The sequence below is a fragment of the Niveispirillum fermenti genome (assembly GCF_052474395.1).
The window spans coordinates 760,381-782,360 of the sequence record NZ_CP156678.1; the positions used below are offsets into that span (position 1 = coordinate 760,381).

15 protein-coding genes are annotated in these 21,980 nt (G+C 65.3%); 4 read left to right on the forward strand and 11 right to left on the reverse strand.

Annotated features, from left to right (window positions below):
• Window positions 1-161 precede the first annotated feature (161 nt).
• From ABC728_RS02875 to ABC728_RS02925, 11 genes are all read right to left on the reverse strand, one after another.
• Entirely contained in the window at window positions 162-1,553 is a 1,392-nt protein-coding gene (locus ABC728_RS02875) for an FAD-binding oxidoreductase (RefSeq protein WP_445376256.1), read from the reverse strand.
• A 72-nt stretch (window positions 1,554-1,625) separates the two neighbouring features.
• Window positions 1,626-2,417: an enoyl-CoA hydratase/isomerase family protein gene (locus ABC728_RS02880; RefSeq protein WP_416619729.1), complete on the reverse strand. Its 792-nt coding sequence runs from the start codon at window positions 2,415-2,417 to the stop codon at window positions 1,626-1,628.
• Window positions 2,414-4,402, reverse strand: coding sequence for an acetyl-CoA carboxylase biotin carboxylase subunit (locus ABC728_RS02885; protein ID WP_416619728.1), 1,989 nt, complete (start codon window positions 4,400-4,402; stop codon window positions 2,414-2,416). The genes ABC728_RS02880 and ABC728_RS02885 overlap by 4 nt, the downstream gene beginning before the upstream one ends.
• A gap of 29 nt (window positions 4,403-4,431) precedes the next feature.
• A complete protein-coding gene (locus ABC728_RS02890; protein WP_445376257.1) occupies window positions 4,432-6,051 on the reverse strand; it encodes an acyl-CoA carboxylase subunit beta in 1,620 nt (539 codons plus the stop codon).
• Between the two features lie 96 nt (window positions 6,052-6,147).
• The gene (locus ABC728_RS02895; protein WP_416619726.1) at window positions 6,148-7,041 is read right to left on the reverse strand and encodes a phosphatidylglycerol lysyltransferase domain-containing protein; all 894 of its coding nucleotides are present in this window, start codon (window positions 7,039-7,041) and stop codon (window positions 6,148-6,150) included.
• An 8-nt stretch (window positions 7,042-7,049) separates the two neighbouring features.
• A complete protein-coding gene (locus tag ABC728_RS02900) occupies window positions 7,050-7,850 on the reverse strand; it encodes a TIGR03084 family metal-binding protein (RefSeq protein ID WP_416619725.1) in 801 nt (266 codons plus the stop codon).
• A gap of 11 nt (window positions 7,851-7,861) precedes the next feature.
• Complete coding sequence (locus ABC728_RS02905; protein WP_445376324.1) at window positions 7,862-9,031, reverse strand: acyl-CoA dehydrogenase family protein; 1,170 nt, start codon at window positions 9,029-9,031, stop codon at window positions 7,862-7,864.
• A 143-nt stretch (window positions 9,032-9,174) separates the two neighbouring features.
• A complete protein-coding gene (locus ABC728_RS02910) occupies window positions 9,175-9,930 on the reverse strand; it encodes a helix-turn-helix transcriptional regulator (RefSeq protein ID WP_416619723.1) in 756 nt (251 codons plus the stop codon).
• Between the two features lie 175 nt (window positions 9,931-10,105).
• Entirely contained in the window at window positions 10,106-11,902 is a 1,797-nt protein-coding gene (locus ABC728_RS02915) for a CocE/NonD family hydrolase (protein WP_416619722.1), read from the reverse strand.
• Window positions 11,903-11,993: 91 nt separating this feature from the next.
• The gene (locus ABC728_RS02920; RefSeq protein WP_416619721.1) at window positions 11,994-13,169 is read right to left on the reverse strand and encodes an enolase C-terminal domain-like protein; all 1,176 of its coding nucleotides are present in this window, start codon (window positions 13,167-13,169) and stop codon (window positions 11,994-11,996) included.
• A gap of 63 nt (window positions 13,170-13,232) precedes the next feature.
• Window positions 13,233-14,114: a fumarylacetoacetate hydrolase family protein gene (locus ABC728_RS02925; protein ID WP_416619720.1), complete on the reverse strand. Its 882-nt coding sequence runs from the start codon at window positions 14,112-14,114 to the stop codon at window positions 13,233-13,235.
• A 268-nt stretch (window positions 14,115-14,382) separates the two neighbouring features.
• Here ABC728_RS02925 and ABC728_RS02930 point away from each other — a divergent pair, with 268 nt between their 5' ends.
• The 4 genes from ABC728_RS02930 to ABC728_RS02945 all read left to right on the forward strand — a co-directional run bounded on the left by ABC728_RS02930 (window position 14,383) and on the right by ABC728_RS02945 (window position 21,914).
• Complete coding sequence (locus ABC728_RS02930) at window positions 14,383-15,039, forward strand: GntR family transcriptional regulator (RefSeq protein WP_416619719.1); 657 nt, start codon at window positions 14,383-14,385, stop codon at window positions 15,037-15,039.
• 29 nt (window positions 15,040-15,068) lie between these two features.
• Window positions 15,069-16,454 (forward strand): MFS transporter, encoded by a 1,386-nt coding sequence (locus tag ABC728_RS02935; protein WP_416619718.1) that lies wholly within the window; start codon window positions 15,069-15,071, stop codon window positions 16,452-16,454.
• A 201-nt stretch (window positions 16,455-16,655) separates the two neighbouring features.
• The gene (locus tag ABC728_RS02940; protein ID WP_445376258.1) at window positions 16,656-18,392 is read left to right on the forward strand and encodes an IlvD/Edd family dehydratase; all 1,737 of its coding nucleotides are present in this window, start codon (window positions 16,656-16,658) and stop codon (window positions 18,390-18,392) included.
• Between the two features lie 21 nt (window positions 18,393-18,413).
• Window positions 18,414-21,914: an indolepyruvate ferredoxin oxidoreductase family protein gene (locus ABC728_RS02945; protein WP_416619716.1), complete on the forward strand. Its 3,501-nt coding sequence runs from the start codon at window positions 18,414-18,416 to the stop codon at window positions 21,912-21,914.
• Window positions 21,915-21,980: the final 66 nt, after the last annotated feature.

A 21,980-nucleotide genomic window follows, 5' to 3' on the forward strand; every position in this document is an offset into this window, starting at 1 on the left:
CCGCTATCTGGGCAGTTTCAAGCTGACGGCCAATGGCGCCGTTGATATGGGCCAGAAATGCGACGGGGCCGAACGGGTCTCGGTCCCGCTGCCGGGATATCCGCAGGGTCTGCTTAGCATCGGTGGGGAGACATTCATCGGGGAAAACTCCTCCATGCCGGTCACGCCGCCCCGCCGAGGACCTTGCCCCGGTTCAGGAGATCCAGCGGGTCGAGGGCCGCCTTGATCTGGCGCATCAATGCCAGTTCAGCCGGGCTGCGCGACAGGGCCAGCCATGTCCGCTTGTCCAGGCCGATGCCATGCTCGGCCGACACCGCACCGCCCAGCGTGGGGAGCGGGCGATAGACCATCTCTTCGGCCGCCTGCTTCGACTGATCGTTCCAGGGACGGGGGGAGACGACGATATGGAGATTATTGTCGCCGATATGCCCGAAGACGAACATGCGCGCGTCGGCGCCGCACGCGGCTTGCAGCCCGGCCTTCAGCCCTTCGACATAATCCTGCATCTTCGCGATCGGCAGGCTGATATCGAAGGCGATGCCGGGCGTCATCATATGAATTTGTCCCTCGACATCCTCCCGGATCGCCCAGATCGCATCGCGCTGGGCCTTGGACGAGGCGATTGCCGCATCGGCGAGGATACCCTGTTCCAGCGCGTCGCCCAGCATCTCGGTGAACAGCGCCTCATCACGCTGCGGATCGGTGCCGGCGACTTCGATGACGACATACAGCTTGTGGCCGGAAGGGATGGGCGGCTGATGCCGGCCACTCTGGATACCGATCAGGTCATAGTAGCTGTCCCACATCACTTCGAACGAGCGCAGCAGGCTGCCGAGGCGGGCACCGGCCAGCGTGAAGAACCGGGTGAGTTGCTCGAAACTGTCGACGGCAACGATCGCGGTTGCTTCGCTGGCGGGCGCCGGGTGCAGCCGCAGGACCGCGCGGGTCACCAGACCGAGCGTGCCTTCGCTGCCGATGAATAGCTGTTTGAGATCATAGGCCGTATTGTTCTTCAGCAGCGTGTTCATCGAGGAGATGATGGTCCCGTCGGCCAGAACCGCTTCCAGGCCGAGGACATTGTCGCGGGTCATTCCATAGCGGATGACAGTATTGCCGCCGGCATTGGTCGAAATGTTGCCGCCGACCGTGCAGGAACCGCGCGCGCCGAGATCGACGCCATAGATCAGCCCATGTCCGGCTACCGCTTCATGTACCGCCTGCAGGGGCACGCCCGACTGGACGGTGATGGTGCGGCCCACGGGGTCGATCGTTTCGATCGCACGCATCCGTTCGAAGGAAATCTGGATGTCTTCCGGCCGCGAGGACTGGCCACGGACAAGGCCGGTGAGGCCGCTGGCCGGGACGACTGTCTGCCTTGCCGCGTGGCAGAGCCTCATCACGTCCGACAATTCCTGTGTGGAACGCGGGCGCACAATGGCCCTGGCTTCGACCGTGGTGCGGCCGAGCCAGTCCGCCGGGCGGCTGGCGACATCGTCGCCGGTGATCAGGCCGCCATCACCGACGACAGCACGAATTTGTTCGAGCAGGTCCATCATCATCTCGGGATAGAATGTCGGGGGGGGGGGCAACCCGGCCAGGAGGCGGCGGGAAATCGGCGGGCCGGTTCACCGCCCCGTCCAGACTGGCTTGCGCTTCTCCTGGAACGCCGCCATGCCTTCGCGGGCATCTTCGGTCATGGGCATCAACGCGATCTGGCTTTCCGTGTAGGCAATGGCCTGATCGAACGACATGGCGGCGATCGCCCGCATCGCGTATTTCCCCCACCTTATCGCCGTGGGCGATTTGTCGGTGAGGCGTTCGATCAGCCATTGCGTCCTGGCATCAAGATCGGATCGGGGAACGACATGGTTGATCAGCCCGGCCTGGCGTGCCTCCTCCGCTGAGAACGGCTCACCGGTCAGCGCCCATTCGCGCAGGGTCCGCATCGGAACCAGTTCCCGCAGCAGGCTCATCACCTGCATCGGAAATACACCCACCTTCACCTCGGGCAGGCCGAACAGCGCATGGTCGGCCGCGACCGCCATATCGGCCATGCACAACAGCCCCATGCCGCCGGCCATGCAGGTGCCGTTGACCCGGACCACGATCGGCAGGGTGGCATTCCGCGCCTCCCGCAGAAGATCGGCATAGTCGCCGTTGGGCTGCGAGAAGTCGGGTGTGAAGGCCTTGCCGGGCTGCAGGTCGGCGCCGGCGCAGAACGCCTTGTCGCCGGTGGCGGTGATGACGATGACCCGTATCGCCGGATCGGCATGCGCCGCGCGAAGCCCCTCTCGCAGGCCGCCGATGACGCCGGCATTCAGGGCGTTGCGCTTGTCGGGGCGGTTGATGGTGATCCAGAAGGACTGGTCACGTTTTTCGTGAAAAATCTCTGCCGTGGGCGATGGAAGGTCACTCATGTTGCTGTTCCTTGCGGGGCATTCTGCATGATCTCGACCATCACGCGCTGTGCCTGTACCTGATCGCCGATGGCGACCATGATCCCGGTAATCACCCCCTGTACGGGGGCGGTGTGGACATGTTCCATCTTCATGGCTTCCAGAGCGAGCAGTGGCTGGCCCGGCGATACCGCGTCCCCCACCGCTGCCATCATGGCCACGACACGGCCGTTCATCGACGCGCGTACCCGGCCGTCGCCGCCGCCTTCTTCGGTGCGCGAAGCGGCGGCCCGTGTCAGGTCGTCCAGCACAAAGGGCCGCCCGGCCAGACGCAGCCACAGGCTGGGTCCGTCACGGTCGTAGGCCACCATATTCATGACCCCGTCGAGGATGAAACGGGCCTCGCCCTTGTCGATATCGACCGCGTCGAGCGTGTGTTCCGTCCCGTCCATCCTGACCGTGAACCGGTGGGGCTGGACCTGTGAAATGCTGGCCGTCAAACGCTTGCCATCAAGCGCGAAACGCAGGCCGAGCGGCATCGCGTGGGCCAGGCCCCGGTCGCTGACGCCGTGGCGGCCGGCCGCCGCCGTCTCCAGCAGCAGCCAGGCGCCAACGACGGCCGCCCGGGTGGTGCCGGCTTCATCGGCGGGAACCAGATCCGCCTCATGCTGGCCGATAAACGCCGTTGTGGCACCACCGGCCGCAAACACCGGATGCGACAGGCAGCGCGCCAGGAACTCCTGGTTCGTGCGCACACCCAGCGCTACCGTCCCTTCCACACCACGGATCAGCCGGCGGCGCGCCTCGTCGCGTGTTGCACCATGCGCGACCAGTTTGGCGATCATGGAATCATAGAAGGGCGGTATCGACGTTCCCGACCGCAGGCCATGTTCCACCCGCAATCCGGACGGTACCTCCCACCGGCGCATCGTGCCGCTCTGCGGCATGAAACCGGCGCGCACATCCTCGGCACACAGGCGGACCTCGACGGCGTGACCGTTGAAACGGATATCGTCCTGGGAGAGGGGGAGGGGTTCCCCCGCCGCGACGCGCAATTGCCATTCGACCAGATCAAGCCCGGTGATGGCCTCGGTGACGGGATGTTCCACCTGCAGCCGGGTGTTCATCTCCATGAAGTAGTAATTGCCATCGCGGTCCAGCAGGAATTCCAGCGTGCCCGCGCCCTCATAGGCGATGGCCTTGGCGGCGGTGACGGCCGCCGCCCCCATGCGCGCCCGCAACTCGGCGTTCACGGCGGGGGAGGGGGCTTCCTCGATCACCTTCTGATGACGCCGCTGCACCGAACAGTCGCGCTCGCCCAGATGCACGGCATTGCCAAGGCGGTCGGCGAAGATCTGGATCTCGACATGGCGCGGCTCGACAATGGCCCGTTCCAGGATGACGGTGGCGTCGCCGAAGGCGTTTTTGGCCTCCGATTGGGCGCTGCGCAGCAGGTCAGCGAACTGTGCGGCGGAGGGCACCAGGCGCATGCCGCGCCCGCCACCGCCGGCCGTGGCCTTGATCATCACCGGATAGCCGATGCGCTCGGCCTCCTGCGAGAGGCGCTGTTCGCTCTGGTCGTCGCCCTGATAGCCGGGGATGCAGGGAACCCCGGCCGCGATCATCAGGCGCTTGCCGCCGGCCTTGTCACCCATGGCGCGGATCGCCTCGGGCGAGGGGCCGATGAACACCAGCCCGGCGGCACGGCAGGCGGCGGCGAATTCCTCATTCTCCGCCAGGAAGCCATAGCCGGGATGGATCGCGTCCGCCCCGCTGATCCGCGCCGCCTCGATGATGGCCGGAATGCGCAGATAGGATTGCGACGGCAGCGGCTCCCCGATGCAGACGGCCTGGTCGGCGGCGATGACATGGGCGGCCTGGGCGTCGGCGGTGGAATAGACTGCCACCGTCTTGTAGCCCTGCGCATGGGCCGTGCGGATCACGCGCAGCGCGATCTCGCCGCGATTGGCGATCAGGATCTTGGAAAAGGGCGTGGGAGAGGTCATGGTTTGGGCCCGATTGGTCAAAGGGTCGATCACGGACGGGCGACCGAGAATTGCATGGGCTGCGGGGTGCGGGCCTCGGCCTCCCGGCAGGTCGCCAGCACATTGGCCAGCACGGCGCGGGTGTCGCGGGGATCGATGACCCCGTCATCCAGCAGATGGGCGCTGGTGGTGAACACGCTCATCTGGCTGTCGAACAGGTCGACGATGCGGGCCGACATGGCGTCCAGCCGGGCTTCGTCCACCTGTCCCTTGCGCCGCATGCCGGCTTCCGCGACGATGCGCATGGTCTGGGCGGCCTGTTCGCCGCCCATCACGGCCGTCTTGGCGTTGGGCCAACTGAAGCAGAAGCGCGGGTGGAAGCCGCGGCCGCACATGGCGTAATTGCCGGCCCCATAGGACGCGCCGCAATAGATCGTGATCTGCGGCACCGTGGCGCTGGTCACCGCCTGGATCATCTTGGACCCATGCTTGATGATGCCCGCTTCTTCATAGGCGCGGCCGACCATGAAGCCGGTGGTGTTGTTCAGATAGAGGATCGGTGTGCGGGACTGGCAACAGGCCTGGATGAAATGCGTGGCCTTCGACGCCCCGGCCGGATCGATGGGGCCGTTGTTGGTGATCACGCCGACGGGATAGCCTTCGATCTTGAAATGGCCGCAGATGGTGGCGCTGCCATAATCCGGGCCGAATTCCAGGAAGTCGCTGTCATCGGCGATGCGGGCGATGACTTGGCGCATATCCGCCGGTCGCTTGTGGTCCGCCGGCATGATGCCCAGCAATTCCTCGGCATCGTAACGCGGCGGCTTGAAGCTGCGCGGCAGTTCCGGCGGCTGCCCCCGGTTCCAGTCGATCTGGTCGATGATGTTGCGGGCGATGCGCAGGCCGTCGCGGTCATCCTCCGCCAGATAGTCGCCCAGGCCGGAGATGGAGGCATGCATGACGGCACCGCCCAGTTCCTCCTCCGTCGCGATCTCCCCCGTCGCCGCTTTCAGAAGGGGCGGTCCGGCCAGAAAGGCGCGGGAGCGGCCCCGGACCAGGATGATGTAATCCGACAGGCCCGTCTGGTAGGCGCCGCCGGCCGTTGAAGACCCGTGGGTGACGGTTACGACCGGCAGGCCGGCGGCCGACAGACGCGCCAGATTGCGGAACACATTGCCGGCATGAACGAAGGCCTCGACGCGGTACTGCATCAGATTGGCGCCGGCACTCTCCACCAGCTGCACATAGGGCAGCTTGTTCTCCAGGGCGATTTCCTGGATGCGCAACTGCTTGTCCAGGCCCATCGGCTGCAGCGCGCCGGCATCGATGCCGGCGTCGCTGGCGCAGACCATGCACCGGACGCCGCTGACGAAGCCGATGCCGGCGATGACGCCGCCGCCGGGGACGCTGGCATCAAGATTGGCCGTATCGAGCCCCAGCCCGGCCAGGGTGGACAGTTCCAGGAACGGCGCGCCGGGATCGAGCAGCAGCGACAGGCGTTCGCGCGGCAGGAGCTGTTGGCGCTTCTCGAAGCGCTCCCGCGATGCGGCGGACTTTGCCTGGGTCCGGCTTTCATAGACGCGCACCCGCTCGATCAGGCCGAGCATGTGATCGCGATTGGCTGTGTAAGCCATGGAGGATGTGGAGATCGTGGAATTGATTTGGGGCATGGCTGCTTGTTCTGCTGCGGCTGCGGCGATGTCATCAGCCTAGGTTCGCGTCGTCGCATGGTCTTGCGCGAACTGGTCGGCCAGACCGGAACAGCGCTATGCCGTTGGCGGCAGCAGGCGCCATTTGGGCAGGAGGATGGCCGGCTGGTAGCTCATCTTCGTCTGGCGGAAATTGGGCAGGCCGAGATCCTGCTCGAAATTGAGCCAGTCGATCCTGTCGTCCGCACCAGTGCCGCCGCTGATGGCGAAATGGTGGAACATGTATTGGGCGATGCCCTTGAACCGCACCAACCCCTTCGCGAACCGGACGGCCCAGACGCCGTCCTGCAGCCGCTCCGCCAGCAGAAGCCCGGCTGGTTGTCCGTCCGCGCGATAAAGGAAGCCCCGCAGGCCCAATTCCGGCGCAAGCGTGAGTGCGTCATGGCAGGCGGCTTCATCCGCTTCGCCCGGTGCCTTGCCCTTGTCCTGCATCCAGCCGTCCAGCACCTGATGCGCGGCATCGCGCAGATGGACGCCATAGGGCTCGGCCTCCACGACATGCGCGGCCAGAAGCTGCGCCATCAGGTTGGCTTTCTTCTGAAGCACCCGCCCCTGATAGGTCCGGAATGCTTGCGCCTGGTAGACATAGTCGGCATCGTCGCGATTATCGGTCAGCACAAGGCCGCAATCGCGCACGGCATTCGCTTCCCGCTCGCACAGCGGGAACAGGGCGCCGTATCGGGTGACCAGGGCCCGCAATACATCCATCGGCGCCTGACCGATGTCGAACAGGGGCAGGGCCAGTCCTTGCCCGTCATAGGTCACGCCGCTGATGCAGGGCCAGAGGCCATCATGCCAGCGCCACTGATGCGCGCGGCGGAACAGCCAGAGATTGCCGAAGGTCAGGTCGGCCGGCATGCGCTGGCCCAGACCCTCTGTGCGCTGGGCCAGAAGCGGGGCCATGCGGGGTGCCAGCGCCAGGGTCAGGTCGATGCCGTCGGAATGCGCCACGATGGAACTCAGCGCTGCGAGCCTCTCGCCCCCGGCGGCGGGCCGTCCGCAGGCTCGCCGGCGAAGCACTGGGCCAGCCGGGTCCATTGATCCGCCGCGTCCCCGGCCCATTCCAGGCGCGTGTCGGCGCGGTTGCGCCGCTGCGTCACCAGCAGGGCGAAATCGAGAGCGGGTCCGCGCACAAAATCATCCTTTGAGGGCTCGCCCCACACCCATTCCTCACCCGTCGGCGTCTGCAACGCCACATAAGGGACAGGCTGCGGCACGGGGAGCTTGCGGTTGACGAAGGTCCAGCCATAGGTCGTCACGCCCAGATGCGTGATGTGACGCAAGCCGGGGCCGGGCTCCCGCTCGCGTCCCAGCATGTCCCAGATATCCTGGCCATGCGCCCAGGTTTCCATCAGCCGGGCGGTGGCGAAGGACCGGGCGCTCATCGGCGGGCCGTACCAGGGAAGGCGCTCCTTGGCATCCATCGCGGCGAGTGCGGCCACCAGCGCCTCATGCCGTTCCTGCCACAGCGTCAGCAGCGCATCGCCGTCAAGAAGGCTGAAGCGGTGCCGGGCGATGGCGCTGATTTCCTTCCCGGCGGCCATTTCGCGGGCAAGCGCCGACATGTCGGCCTTGAAGCCGGCCGGGTCGCTCACCGCCAGCAAGGCCGTTTCATCAAAGAATAGCAGATGCGCCACCTCATCCCAGGGCGTCCAGCCATAGAAATCCGTGGGCTGGCGCCACTGGTCGGGCGACAGGGTGGCGCAGAGATCAGCCAGTTGGCGATATTCGGCGAGGAGATCGGCGGTCAGGTCATGCATGGGAATATCCTTCAGATGCCCAGCTGCCGGGCGGTCAGGTCTTTCATGATCTCCTCCGAACCGCCGCCGATCATCATCACCTTGGCCTCGCGGTAGATGCGTTCGGAACGGGTGCCACGCATGAAGCCCATGCCGCCCAGGATCTGCACCGCCTGATCGGCGCAATATTGCATGGCCTGGGTGGACAGGATTTTCGCCATGCAGGCGCGGGCGACCAGATGCTCCGGGTTGCCGTGGCGATGTTCGATCTGCCAGGCCAGATCATAGACGAAGGTACGGGCCGCCTCGACCTTCAGGGCCATGTCCACCAGCTTGTGACGGATGACCTGCCGCTGGGACAGCGGCTGGCCGAAGGTGACGCGGTCGCGCGCCCAGGCCAGTGCCTCGTCGACACAGACCTGCGCGTAGGCACAGGAGGCGATCGACATGGACAGCCGCTCGCTGTTGAAATTGTTCATGAAGACCTTGAAGCCTTCATGCTCGGTGCCCAGAAGATTGGCGACCGGCACGCGGACATCGTCGAAATGCAGATGGGCGGTGTCGGAGCACCACCAGCCCATCTTCTTCAGCGGCGTGCGGCTGAGGCCCGGCGTGTCACCATCGACCAGCAGGGCCGAGACACCGCCCGCGCCCTTGGACCCCGGTGCGGTGCGCACGGCGACGGTGATGAAATCGGCGCGCATGCCGGACGTGATGAAGGTCTTCTCCCCATTCAGCACATAATGGTCGCCATCGCGCACGGCCGAGCATTTCAGGGAGGCGACGTCGGAGCCGCCGCCCGGCTCGGTCACGGCCAGGGCCGCAATCTTCTCCCCGGCCAGAACGGTCGGCACGACCCGCTGTTTCAGCGCGCCGCTGCCATAGGCGGCCACGGGCGGCAGCCCGATCGTGTGCGACAGAAGCGAGGCCGACAAGCCGCCGCAACCGGCGCGTGCTACCTCTTCCGACGTGATCAGATGATAGAAGATATCCGCCGGCGTGCCGCCCAGTTCCTCATCATACCCGATGCCCAGCGCGCCAATCTCGCCAAAGCGGCGATAAAGGTCGCGCGGGAATGTCTCGGCCTCGTCCCAGTCATTGACGAACGGCGCGATCTCCCGCGTCACGAAGCTACGGAGCAGGGATCGGTACTGTTCGTGTTCCGGGGTGAAATAGTGGGGCAGGGGGGGCGTTTCGATCATGGTCAGGTCGCTCATGCTGGGTGCCGCTGGTCGCTGGCCGCCGGTTTTCGGGCGCATTGCCGATTGTTGCGCGGGCATTGCCGATGCACCGCATCCTTGCCCCAGGGGGCATGCCCGTCTTGCGCGGACTGGCTGACCTCGCCCTAATGTGCGGGCGTATCAGTGATGATGCGCAGCTTGCGCGAACCGGCGATGATGTCCTTGGGCTTCAGGCCGTAGACCTGACGGATCGAGTGGCTGAAATGCGTGCTGTCCGGGTAGCCGATATCCAGTGCGACATGCAGCAGATTGCTGCTGGAATGCACATGATGCAGCAGGCTGCGGGCGCGTTTCCAGGTGCGCACGTTTCGGAAGGGGATGCCGACCTCTGCCTTGAACAGGTGCAGGAAACGCGAAAAGGACAGGTTCACCAGCGAGGCGCATTCCGCTGCGGCGACGCTGCCGGTGGGATTGTCCCGGATGGTTGCCAGCACTCTGGTGATGCGCCGGTCAAGCGCGCGGGCGGGAAGGGCTTTGCCGAAAAACACCTGGTCAAAATCGGATGGCCGCAAATCCAGCGCCGCACCGGGGGCGGCGAGCCGGCGATGCACCGCGCGGACATGCTCGGCAAAATCGGGCGCGTGTACGGCACCGCAGGAGCGGAGCAGGGAGGGAAGCCGGTCCATATCGACCGTTTCCGGCTCAATCGAGACATTGAGAACGTGCCGCCCTTCGCAGGCGATTTCATAGGGCACGTGGGGCTGGATGATGGCGACTTCGGTCGACTGCCACTCGCCCCCGTCGATCCGCACGCGCAACGGGCCATCGATCGCGATGTTGGCGATGATGGCACCCTGGCTATGCAGGCAGGGGGTGCCCAGAAGCCCCGCATAGAAGACGCGATCCTGGGTGATCCACATGACACGATCAGCGCTTGTGAACCGCCGTGGAACGAACGAGCCGCCTGAAGCCATTGAAATATCTCCCGGAATGGGGGACGCCCTTTGCGCGTCCTCCCTTATATTTTGGCGAGGCTTTTCACCTGACCTTGCAGGGCGGCGGTCCCGTCAAGGGGACCGCCGCCGGTGCGGTGGCTCATCCCTTCTCTGATGGAATGACGGGCAGGAGAAGGAAGGGCTCGCTGCCTTCGACGAAGTGCAGCGTGTTCTTGCCGCCGAAGATGTCCGGCGGCCGGTCCCGCGGATCGGCATGGCGGAACGGGCCGACGCCGGTCATCGGATAGGGCTGATCGGAAAGGCCGGCATCACCCAGCCCATGGTCATAGTCGCAACCACGGATGTTGAGCGCCAGCGTATAGCCCGCCGGCACCACGATGCTGGTCGGCAGGATTTCGATATCCAGGATGACGGGCTCGCCCGGCACCAGCGGCTGCAGCTCGTCATGGCTGTGATAGGGGCGGTAGGGCAGCGTCTTGGCCGGGTCCAGCTTGCGATGGGAGGCGCGCAGCCAGCCCAGGGCGATGGGCACGCGCGGATCGTTGGAACCGATGAACAACACTTCCTTGCCATCCGGCGCGAACAGCCGCAGGGCCAGGAACAGGTCGGCATCGACCGTGTCGGACGACACCAGCAGCCGGGCCGCCACCGGGCCGGTGATTTCCATCTCCTCGGTGGACGGCGGCAGGGTGAAGGTGACGCCGTGATCCGTCGTGCTGTAGGTGATCGGGGCGCCGGTGGCGGGCGTGGTGGTCAGGGTATGCGTGCCGGGATCGAGATAATACCGGGTCCATTGCGTGCGGGCGAGCGGCCATTCCTGCTCATCGCGGATGGTGAAATGCTCTCCCGGCCGGCGGATCTGCAACTGCACCGGCGGCTGTTTATCCCAGCCGGTATCCTTGCCCTGCAGGAAATGTCCGAAGAATTTCTTCTGCAGCGCCACACCCTCGGCGCGGTAGAACGGGCTGAAATGGCTGTCGCCATGCACTTCCAGCCATTTCTGGGAGGAGCCGGCCGCAAGATAGCCTTCGAAATTGCCGCGCGGGTGGACGCCCATGCCGCCCCAGTTGGCGGCGGACAGCATCGGCACCTCGATGCGGCTGAGATCGGGCGTGTGCGCGGAATAGAACTCGTCATCCAGCGGGTGGTTCAGCACCCCGTCAACCATCGGCACGGCGCGGTTTGCCGTCAGTTCCTCTTCCGACAGGGTTTCCGGCCCGCTGACCCACTCGCCATTGTTGGGATTTTTGATGCCGCGATTGCCGTATCCGTGCTGGATCTTCAGGACCTGACGGCCATACCAGCCCGCGCCGAACTGCGACAGGATGCCCCCATGCCGCGCGGCATCGCGGTAGCGGTCGACAAAACCTTCCCAGACGCAGATGGCGGCCAGATGCGGCGGACGCTGGGCGGCAGCGTACCATTGGTTCGTCGCATAGTAGGAAATGCCGTTCATCCCGACCTTGCCGTTGCTCCAGGGCTGCGCCGCCGCCCATTCGATGCATTCGCAGATGTCCTTCGTCTCCTGCGCCGAGGTCGGGTCGAGCACGCCTTTGGAGCGGCCGGCGCCCCGGCTGTCGACGCGGATGCAGATGAAGCCGTCGGGTACCCATTTCTCCGGGTCGGCGACTTCCCAGTTCATGTACTTGTTCGTGGAGCCCTCGGCGATGTCCGGATAGGCGCGCACCATGCGGTCATAAGCACTCTTGTACCCCACCTGCATGGGAACGCCCTTGCCATAGGCGCCATAGGAGATCAGGGCGGCGTACTGGCCGGGCGCTTCGGGCAGGAAGATATCGGCACGCAGGACGACACCGTCGCTCATCCTGATGGGCGCATCCCAGAGAATGCGCATGCCGTCCGCATGCACCGCTTCGGGCATGTCGTCGGACAGGGGGGCATCGGGGTCGCGACGCATCGGGGTTTCCTCGCTCATATCGTTGATCCTTTTGAATGTGCAAATTGTTCACATTGCCGGTGGCCGTGTTTCGTCGGTCCTTCCCGGCCATTCATGGGGGCTGTGATCCTCAGATCCAGCCGGTGGCAACCTCGCGCATCAGCGCATGGAGCCGGCTTTGGCCCTCGAAGCCGATGCCCGGCCGCTGCGGGGCCGGCATCGATCCATTGGAGACATCGCAATCATCGGCATAACCGCCGAACGCGCCGAAGAAGCCGGGATAGGCCTCGCAGCCGCCCAGCCCCAGCCCTGCCACCAGGGCCAGCGACATCTGGTTACCGCCATGCGGGAAATGGCGGTCGTGGCCCCAGCCCTCGGCCGCCAGGTCCCGGACCAGATCGGCATAGGTCGCGATGCCGTAAATCTGCGGCGGGTCCATCTGCAGATAGTCGCGGTCGGCGCGCCAGCCACCGAACCGCACCTGGTTCCAGACATCATGCGGACTGAACAGGTTCTCGCCGGTGGCCAGCGCGCCGGGATAGGCGGCGGCGATGGTGGCGGAGGCCTGGAAGTCGTTGGGATGGCAGGGCTCCTCGAACCAGCGCAGATTGAAGGGGGCCAGGGCCTTGGCATAATCCAGGGCTTCCGCCGTGGCGAAGCGCCCGTTCGCATCGACGGACAGCCGTTGCGGATCACCGCCCAGCAACGTCAGCGCCTCCTCCACCCGGCCGATATCCTCGGCCAGCGACAGGCCGCCGACCTTGATCTTCATATGCGTATAGCCGGCATCCAGATGGCGCTGAAGCTCCTCGGCCACATCGCCGGGCTTGCTGTCCGGCTTGTACCAGCCGCCGCCGACATAGCATGGGACCCGCGCTTCCATCGGTCGCTGCCGCCAGGTTTGCGAGATCAGCTCCGCCAGCGGCTGGCGCCTTGCCTTGGCCACGGCATCCCACAAGGCCGTTTCGATCGTGCCAACTGGCACCGACCGCGCGGCGTCGCCGCCCGGCTTCTCACCGACCAGCATGCGGCGCAGGGCCTTGGCCGGGTCCAGATAGCCATCCGCATTCAGCAAACTGTCGGGCGGGGCCTGCGTGAGCCGGGGGATGAAACGGGCCCGCATCGGGTCACCACAGGCATAGCGGCCGATGGAGTTGAAGGCGTATCCGATGACCGGCTTGCCCTCGACCACCCGGTCGGTCAGCACGGCCACGACCGATACCGTCATCTCGGCGAAGGAGAAGACCGAATTTCGAAGATCGCTGCGCATCGGCAGCGCCGCTTCACGTATGTCCAGGATGCGCATGTCTTAAGTGTTTCCAGTGGGTTCAGATGGGCCGCAATATTTCGGCGCCGCTGTGGGCGATGGTCAACGCATGGCGATGCGGTTGGTCAATGCACCAATGCCGCTGATCGAAACGGTGACGACATCACCATCCGCCAGATATTGCGGCGTGGCCATGGCATAGCCCACGCCTTCCGGCGTGCCCGAGGCAATGATATCGCCAGGCTCCAGCGTCATGCCCTTGGAAAGCTCGGCCAGGATGGTGGGAATGTCGAAGATCATTTGGGAAATCCGGGCCGACTGGCGCGTTTCGCCATTCACGGTCGTGACGATCTCCACAGCCTGGATATCCGCCACCTCATCCCTGGTCACGATCCAGGGGCCCATCGGGCAGGACTGGTCCAGACCCTTACCCTTGAACCATTGATCATGCCTGCGCTGCAGATCGCGGGCGGTGACGTCGTTGATGATCGTATAGCCGAATATGTGGTCGAACGCATCCTGCGGCGCGATATTCCGGCCGCCCTTGCCGATCACGATGCCGAGTTCGCCTTCATAATCCATGCGGTCGCTGACATTTCTGTCGAAGCGCAGTTCATCGCCCGCGGCGGCCAGTGTCGTTCGCGGCTTGCTGAAAATCTGCGGGGCCTGGGGAACGTCGACCGGCAGTCCACGGGCGCGATACCCCTCCTGCACATGGCCCAGATAATTGCGCCCGATGCAGAAGATGTTCTTTCCCGACGCCGGCACCGGCGCCAGCAGCTTCAATGCGCCGAGGGGTCTGGGCAGGACGGTTGTGCGGGGAAGTGCCGCCGCGACGTCAGACAGCCCGTCAGCCCCGGCGCGGATCACGTCGAGCAGGCTGGTCATGCCAGGAAGCGCCAAGGCGGCAATGTCGATCACGCCGTCACCCGCGATGACGCCCGTCCGCACCTCACCCGCCTCAAGAAAAGAGATAAATCGCATTCCGTCCCCTGAGATAACGATAAAACTGATTGGACTTCCAAAATATCGATGTTATTAAGTGATGCAATAGAAATCTGGAGATTGTTGCGGGGTGGAGGGGGATCGGCACCTCACCGTCCGCGCAAAGGACAGGGTGATCAGCGATGGGCTGAATGTGTAAGTTACCGCCCGCACGGGCGATCAAGGCGCTTGCGCGCGTGCCTTTGCGGGGGCCTTTTCCGGGGTCCGGCGACCACACACCAAGGGAGTGTCATTCATGATTGAGGCTGTGGCCAACACGCGCGCGTCGGCCGCTTATGCCCGTATCCGGGAGGCCATCATCGTCGGGCGGCACCAGCCTGGCGCACGCCTGCACATCCAGGACCTTTCCGAGGAGCTTCAGGTCGGGCCCAGCCCGATCCGGGAAGCGCTGAACCGGCTGGTCAGCGAGGGGCTGGTGTCTCAGCATGATCAGCGCGGCTTTCGGGTCGCGTCGCTCGACCTCAAGGATCTCGATGATCTGTTCGACGCCCGCTGCTGGGCGAACGAAGCGGCGCTGCGGGCCTCGATCCAGCGCGGCGGCCGGGATTGGGAAGAAAATGTAGTGCTGATGCTGCACCGCCTGCGCCGGGCGCCGCGTCTGGTCGAGGTGGATAGCGGCCTGCGTGGCGCGCAGTGGGAAAACGCCCATGATGATTTCCACAATGCCCTCATCGGCGCCTGCGGATCGACCTGGATGCAGAATTTCTGTCAACGCACATCCGATGCGGCGGCCCGCTATCGCGCCATCTCGCGCGCGGCCGTCAACGGCCAGCGCGGCGACGAGGAAGAGCATGTGGCAATCGCCGAAGCCGCCATCGCGCGTGATGAAGAGAAGGCTGTGAGCCTGCTGACCAGCCATCTGAGACGCACGCGCGATCTCGTTTTCAATAGCTGGCAACGCTGACCGGCACTTTGCAATTTGAGGGGTATCGAATGCCTAAAGCCAACCTCGCTGCCGCAGATCCTGACGACAGCGCGGGCGACGACAAGGTCAACCTCGCCTCACTGCTCGACCAGTCGCCGGTGCGGCGTGGCCATGTCATGACCACGGCATTGCTGTTTTGTGTACTGCTGATCGATGGCTATGACCTGGCTGTGACCGGGCAGATGCTGCCGGCGATCGCCTCGGCGCTCGGGGTGACCACGGCCAGCCTGACCGGCGCCTATGCGGCCCAGCCTGTCGGTCAGGCGCTTGGCGGGCTGCTGCTGGCGCCGCTGGTCGACAGGTTTGGTCGCAAGCGCATGATGATCCTGCTGCTGGCGCTGTTCGCCATCGCCACCCTGCTGAGCGTCTTCGCCGCTTCCGTGACCAGTTTTGCGGTGACGCGCTTCATGGCCGGGGTTGTGGGCGGCGGCCTGCTTCCCGCCGTGGCAAGCCTTGTGGCCGATATCTCGTCCATCAAACGCCGTTCAAGCATGGTCGGCATCGTTTACGCCGGCATCGGTGTCGGCACGGTCGGGGCCAGCGTCCTGGTGGCCCTGTCCCTGGATCATATCGGCTGGCAGGGCATGTATGTCATCGGGGCTGTGGCCCCCCTCCTGATGATCGCGCCCATTCTGCTTCTGGTGCCTGAATCGCCGCTTCATCTGGCACGGGTTGCCGCACCTTCCACTGATATCCTTGCCGCCCTTCGCAAGCTGGGTATCGTCCTGGGGCCGAAGACGCGGTTCGATGCACCCGCCCGGAAACGCGGTGCCCGTATCTCAGTCATTGAGATTTTCGGGGACCGGCGTGCCGGTTTCACGCTCGCACTCTGGTTCAGTTGCATCTGCGGCCAGATCAGCGTCAACGTTTTCGGCCTTTCGGCAACCTTCTTTCATGAATTTGAAGGTGTTCCGTTGACCGACTACGCGGCTTACGCCTCTGTTGCCGGATTGGCTGCCATCGTTGCCGGATTTTCGACCGGTTTCGTGATGGATCGCTTCGGGCGCTACCGTGTGATCGGCGTGTATGCGACGCTGAGCGCGCTTTCCCTGGCAGGACTGGCTTTCTTTCCCTTCGGCAGCCCGCTGTTCGTGGTCACGATCGTCTGCGCCGGCTTCTTCAATGTCGGTACCTATCAGTCGCTCAACATCCTGACGCCGATCGTCTATCCGGCCGCCATGCGCAGCGCTGCGGTCGGCTGGAAGGGCAGCGTCTCGCGTCTGGGCAGTAGTGCTGCCCCGCTCATCGGTGCCGCCTTGATGGCACATCAACTGGGTCTGAAGGTCGCCCTGTGTACGGCGGCGGTTCCGGCCCTTCTGGTGGTCCTGCTGGCGCCGGTGCTGGCAATGCTGGAACGGCGCATGCGCGCCGATGGTACTGCGCAAGCGGGCTGATCCCCATCCAAGGCCCCAGCGCCGGTGGTAATCGAGATCAGCCACTAATCGCAAGTAGACCGGACAAAGGAGACGTAGAATTCGCTGGTGATCAGCCGGGTCATCATGGTGATGCATGTCATCGGAATCCGGACGGAAATGATCTTCTGCCGCCTGATCCAGCAGGCCGGCCGCCGCCCCGGGATCGATAGAGGAAGGCCTATGCCTATGTCCGACGAAAAAAAGCGCATGCTGCGATCGCAGTCCTGGTTCGAGGGGCGGGGGGCGAAGAATTTCGCCCATCGCGCCTGGGTGCGTAGCCGTGGCGTGCCGACGGATCATTTCGACGGGCGTCCGGTGATCGGCATCTGCAATACCTGGTCGGAACTGACCCCCTGCAATTCGCATTTCCGGGACCTGGCGCAGCATGTGCGGGAAGGCATCCTGGAAGCCGGGGGTGTGCCGATGGAATTTCCGGTCATCTCGCCCGGCGAGATGCTGACGCGGCCCACGGCGATGCTGCTGCGCAACCTGTGCAGCATGGATGTCGAGGAGACATTGCGCGCCAACCCGCTGGACGGCGTGGTGCTGATGATGGGTTGTGACAAGACCACGCCGGCCCTGCTGATGGGGGCGGCCAGCGTCAACCTGCCGACCATCGGCCTGTCGGCCGGCCCCATGTTCAATGGCAGTTTCCGGGGCCGTCCCTTCGGGATCAAGGATGCCTGGAACCTGGCGGCGGATCTGCGGGCCGGCCGCGCGACGAACCAGGATTTCGAGGAGGCGGAAACCTGCCTCACCCGCTCGGTCGGCGTGTGCAATGTCATGGGCACCGCGTCCACCATGGCTTCGTTGGTCGAGGCCATGGGGGTGGGGCTGCCCGACAATGCCGCCATTCCCGCCCAGGACGCAAGGCGCCGGGTGCTGGCCCGCATGGTCGGGCGGCGCATCGTGGAGATGGTGCGAGAAGGTCTGACGCTGGACAAGCTGCTGACGCGCAAGGCTTTCGAGAATGCCATCAAGGTCAATGCCGCCATCGGCGGTTCGACCAATGCCGTCATCCATCTGACGGCGGTGGCACGACGCATGGGCGTGGAACTGACCATCGAGGATTGGCACCAGATCGGGCGCGACGTGCCCACACTGCTCAATCTCCAGCCGTCGGGCCGCTACATGATGCAGGATTTCCATGAGGCCGGCGGCCTGCCGGTGATCATCCGCGACATGTGCGAGGCCGGCCTGCTGCATGGTGATGCGCTGACCGCTGCCGGCATCACGCTGGCCCAGGCCAATGAAGGCGCGGTGTGCCTCAACCCGGATGTGATCCATAGCGTGGCGCAGCCTTTCATGGCCAATTCGGGCGTCGCCATCCTGCGCGGCAATCTCTGCCCGAACGGCGCGGTCATCAAGCCGTCGGCCGCCGATCCGCGCCTGCTGAAGCATAGGGGCCGCGCGGTGGTGTTCGATAGCCAGCAGGACCTGCATCGGCGTGTCGATGATCCGGCCCTGGACATCGATGCCGATTGCATCATGGTGCTGCGGAATTGCGGGCCCAAGGGTTTTCCGGGCATGCCGGAACTGGGCATGCTGCCGATCCCGGCCAAGCTGCTGAAACAGGGGGTGACGGACATTGTCCGCATTTCCGACGCGCGGATGAGCGGCACGGCCTTCGGTGCCGTGGTGCTGCATGTCTCGCCCGAGGCCGCTGTGGGCGGCGCGCTTGCGGTGGTTCAGGACGGTGACCTGATCGAACTGGATGTTGCCGGACGGCGGCTCGACCTGTTGATCTCCGACCAGGAATTGCAGCAGCGGCTGGCCGCATGGACACCCCCGCCGGCACCGGCCAGCCGGGGCTACGCCAAATTATATGTCGATACGGTCAATCAGGCCCATGACGGCTGCGACCTGGAATTCCTGGTGGGCAGGAGCGGCCACGACGTGCCGCCGGCCCAGCACTGACACCCGATCGGGAGACAGAATTTGAACACCGCACTGGTCCGCGACGTCGCGACGCTGGATGAACGCTATCGCGTCAATGATGGCTGGGTCTACATGACCGGCATACAGGCCCTGGTGCGTCTGCCCCTGCAGCAGCGGGCGCGCGATGCCGCCGCCGGCTGGAACACGGGTGGTTACATCTCGGGATATCGCGGCTCACCGCTGGGCCGTTACGACATGGAGCTATGGGCGGCACAGAAGGAGCTGACGGACGCGAACATCGTGTTCCGCGCCGGCCTGAATGAAGACCTGGCGGCCACGGCCATCTGGGGCTCGCAATATGTCGGCACCTTTCCCGGTGCAAAGGTGGATGGGGTTTTCGGCATCTGGTACGGCAAAGGTCCCGGTGTGGACCGGTCGGGCGACGTGCTGCGCCATGCCAACCATGCCGGTACCTCGCCCAAGGGTGGGGTGCTGTGTCTGGCCGGTGATGATCATGGGGCCAAAAGCTCCTCGGTCGCCAATTTCTCCGACACGATCTTCATGGCGGTGGGCATGCCGGTGCTCTACCCGTCCACCACGCAGGAACTGCTGGAATACGGTCTGCACGGCATCGCCATGAGCCGCTTTTCCGGCTGCTGGGTCGGCATGAAGGTGGTGACCGACGTGGTCGAAGGCGGCGGGTCGGTCTATGTCGGGGCCGATGCGCCTTCCATCATCCTGCCCGAGGTGCCAAGCCAGCCCAGGGACATGTTCGGCAGTGGCTACCACATCCGTGGCTTCGACCTGCCGCTGCCCCAGGAAGACCGGCTGTATAACCACAAGCATGGCGCCGTGATGGCCTATGCCCGCGCCAACGGGATCAACCAGATCGTCGCTTCGCCGGACGGCGCCGGGGTCGGGGTCATCGCGGCGGGCAAGGCCTGGCAGGATGTGCTGCAGGCCCTGGGGCGCGACGCGGCCGGGGAGGGGCAGGCGCGCTTCGCCGGCCTGAAGCTGTTGAAGATCGGCATGGTCTGGCCGCTGGATCCGGAGATCGTGCGCGATTTCGCCCAGGGCCTGCACACCATCATCGTGGTGGAGGAGAAGCGCCCGGTCCTGGAGGATCAGGTGCGCACCATCCTCTATGGTCAGGCGAACGCCCCGCGTCTGGTGGGCAAGCTGTTCGCGGGCGGCCTGTTCGAGCCGGGGCCGGCCGACATCGCCTTTCCCAATGCCAACGAAATCTCCCCCACGCGCGTTGCCGCCGTGCTGGCCCGCGTGCTGGGCTGCGATGTGCCGGCTCCGGTGCCGGCTGCCGGCGCACCGGCAAAGGCGCCGATGCCGTCGCGCCAGCCCGGTTTCTGTTCCGGCTGTCCGCATAACCGCTCGACCAAGGTGCCCGACGGCAGCCGGGCGCTGGCCGGCATCGGGTGCCATGGCATGGCCATGCTGACCAACCCGAAACAGACCACCACCATCTCGCATATGGGGGCCGAAGGGGTGATGTGGCTGGGCCAGCAGCCCTTCACCGCCGAGCGTCATGTCTTTGCCAATATCGGCGACGGCACCCTGGCGCATTCCGGATATCTGGCCATCCGTCAGGCCGTGGCCGCCAAGGTGCCGATCACCTACAAGGTTCTCTATAACGGCTTCGTCTCCATGACGGGCGGGCAGCAGGTCGAAGGCAATCTCAGCCCGCCGCAGATCCTGGCCGGCTTCGCCGCCGAAGGCATCGCCAAGATGGCGGTGGTCACCGATGAGCCGGAACGTTATGCGGGCGTGGCGCTGCCGGCCGGTGTCACCGTGCATCACCGCACGTCCCTGGATGCCGTGCAGCGGGAGTTCCGCGAATATCCCGACGTGTCGGTGATCCTCTATGATCAGGCCTGCGCCACGGAGCGGCGCCGCCTGCGCAAGCGGGGCAAGCTGCCCGATCCCGATCGGCGCCTGTTCATCAATGCGGCCGTCTGTGAAGGTTGCGGCGATTGCGGCGTGGCGTCGAACTGCATGTCGGTCGAACCGCTTGAAACCGAACTGGGCCGCAAGCGGCGCATCAATCAAGGCTCCTGCAACAAGGATTTTTCCTGTGTGGAGGGCTTCTGCCCCAGCTTCGTGACGGTTGAGGGCGGCAAACCGCGGCGAGCGGCGGCGGCAGGCCCCGCATCGGCGCCAAAGCCCGCCTATTCCCATACGGTGCCCGAGCCCGCCATCCTGCCGCTACGGCACACCCACAGCGTGCTGATCTGCGGCATCGGCGGCACGGGCGTGGTGACCATCGGCCAGACCCTTGCCATGGCGGCCCATATCGAGGGTCTGTACAGCTCCAACCTGGACGTGACCGGGCTTTCACAGAAATATGGCGCCGTAACCTCGCATGTGCGTTTCGCGCCCGAGGCGCAGATGCTGCACGCCACCCGCATCGCCGAGGGCGAGGCCGATGCCCTGATCGGCTGCGACCTGATCGTGGCGGCCTCCGACGATGCGCTTTCGCGTCTGCCGTCCGGTCATGGGCGCGCGGTCGTGTGTACCGACCTTGTGCCCACCAATGATTTCGCCCGCAATCCCGACTGGCAGATCGATCCCAAGGCGCTGGTCGCGCGGATCGAGACGGCGGTGGGCGACGCCGGCCTGGTCCTGGTGGATGCCCAGCGGCTGGCAGCCGCCCTGGTCGGCGACCCGATCGGGGTGAACATGTTCCTGCTGGGCCTGGCCTGGCAGCGTGGGCTGATCCCCCTGAGTGCTGCGGCCATCGAGCGGGCCATCGAACTGAACGGTGCCGCCGTGCCCATGAACAAGCAGGCCTTCCTGTGGGGCCGCCGTGCCGCCCACGACCTGCCGGCGGTTGAGCGCTATATTCAGGCCCAGCAGCCGGACAAGGTTGTGACGCCACTGCCGCCGCAGAGCCGGACCCTGGACCAGCTCATCGCGCATCGTGTCGAACATCTGCGCGCGCATAGCGGCGAGGCGCATGTTGCCCGGTACCTGGGCCTGGTAGAAAAGGTGCGCAAGCGGGAAGCCGGCATTGCGGAGGGTGACGCGCTGGCCCGGGCGGTGGCGCATAATTACCATCGCCTGCTGGCCATCAAGGATGAGTGGGAGGTGGCCCGCCTCTACACCGATCCGGAATTCCGCGCCTCCCTGGAGAAGGAGTTCGAAGGTCCGATCCGGCTCCGTTTCCACCTGGGCGCCTGGCCCTTCGCGAAACGCGACCCTCATACCGGCAAGCCGATCAAGGGTGAGGCGGGGCCCTGGGTCCTGCAGGCCATGAAGGTCATGGCGCGCCTGCGGGGCCTGCGGGGAAGCTGGCTGGACCCGTTCCGCAACAATGCCGAACGCCGGCTAGACCGTCAGATTCTGGCGCAGTACGAGGCGGATCTGGAGGGGGCGGTTGCCGACCTTACCCCGGCGACGCTGAATATCGTCACCCAGATCGCCGCACTGCCGCAGTCGATCCGGGGTTATGGCCATGTCCGGCAGGCACAGGCGGACACCACGGCGGCCAAGCGCGAGAAGCTGCTGGACCAGTTGCAGGCCGCACGCCGCCAACGAACCGCGGCGTGAGTGGGCTTCGCGCTTTCCGCCGGGGCTGGGGCGGCACCGTAGCGGTGCCCGATATCAATCATAACA